Source organism: Peptostreptococcus sp. MV1, from assembly GCF_000758885.1.
Classification (GTDB): Bacteria; Bacillota; Clostridia; order Peptostreptococcales; family Peptostreptococcaceae; genus Peptostreptococcus.
In genome coordinates this window covers 1-1,495 of record NZ_JRNB01000062.1, presented here as the reverse complement: position 1 = coordinate 1,495, position 1,495 = coordinate 1, and the positions used below count along the sequence as shown (strand labels likewise).

The 1,495-nt window shown below is 52.0% G+C and carries 1 rRNA gene; it reads left to right on the top strand.

Annotated elements, in window-relative coordinates:
• Nucleotides 1–1,451, top strand: a 16S ribosomal RNA gene (locus tag HMPREF1639_RS04685); the annotation flags it as partial.
• Nucleotides 1,452–1,495 lie beyond the last annotated feature (44 nt).

The window sequence follows — 1,495 nt, the reverse complement described above, 5'->3', positions numbered from 1 at the left end:
AGTAAAGTAGAGTATTGAATTCTGAGTAAGACCAAGCGGCGGACGGGTGAGTAACGCGTGGGTAACCTGCCCTATACACATGGATAACATACTGAAAAGTTTACTAATACATGATAATATATATTTGTGGCATCGCAGATATATCAAAGTGTTAGCGGTATAGGATGGACCCGCGTCTGATTAGCTAGTTGGTGAGATAACTGCCCACCAAGGCGACGATCAGTAGCCGACCTGAGAGGGTGATCGGCCACATTGGAACTGAGACACGGTCCAAACTCCTACGGGAGGCAGCAGTGGGGAATATTGCACAATGGGCGCAAGCCTGATGCAGCAACGCCGCGTGAACGATGAAGGTCTTCGGATCGTAAAGTTCTGTTGCAGGGGAAGATAATGACGGTACCCTGTGAGGAAGCCCCGGCTAACTACGTGCCAGCAGCCGCGGTAATACGTAGGGGGCTAGCGTTATCCGGATTTACTGGGCGTAAAGGGTGCGTAGGTGGTCCTTCAAGTCGGTGGTTAAAGGCTACGGCTCAACCGTAGTAAGCCGCCGAAACTGGAGGACTTGAGTGCAGGAGAGGAAAGTGGAATTCCCAGTGTAGCGGTGAAATGCGTAGATATTGGGAGGAACACCAGTAGCGAAGGCGGCTTTCTGGACTGCAACTGACACTGAGGCACGAAAGCGTGGGTAGCAAACAGGATTAGATACCCTGGTAGTCCACGCTGTAAACGATGAGTACTAGGTGTCGGGGGTTACCCCCCTCGGTGCCGCAGCTAACGCATTAAGTACTCCGCCTGGGGAGTACGCACGCAAGTGTGAAACTCAAAGGAATTGACGGGGACCCGCACAAGTAGCGGAGCATGTGGTTTAATTCGAAGCAACGCGAAGAACCTTACCTAAGCTTGACATCCCTCGGACAGGTGTTTAATCACACCCTTCCTTCGGGACTGAGGTGACAGGTGGTGCATGGTTGTCGTCAGCTCGTGTCGTGAGATGTTGGGTTAAGTCCCGCAACGAGCGCAACCCTTGTCTTTAGTTGCCAGCATTCAGTTGGGCACTCTAGAGAGACTGCCAGGGATAACCTGGAGGAAGGTGGGGATGACGTCAAATCATCATGCCCCTTATGCTTAGGGCTACACACGTGCTACAATGGGTGGTACAGAGGGTTGCCAAACCGTGAGGTGGAGCTAATCCCTTAAAGCCATTCTCAGTTCGGATTGTAGGCTGAAACTCGCCTACATGAAGCTGGAGTTACTAGTAATCGCAGATCAGAATGCTGCGGTGAATGCGTTCCCGGGTCTTGTACACACCGCCCGTCACACCACGGGAGTCGGAAACACCCGAAGCCGATTATCCAACCGCAAGGAGGAAGTCGTCGAAGGTGGCGTCGATAACTGGGGTGAAGTCGTAACAAGGTAGCCGTATCGGAAGGTGCGGCTGGATCACCTCCTTTCTAAGGAGAATTACCTGCTGTTCAATTTTGAAGGTTCATTAGAA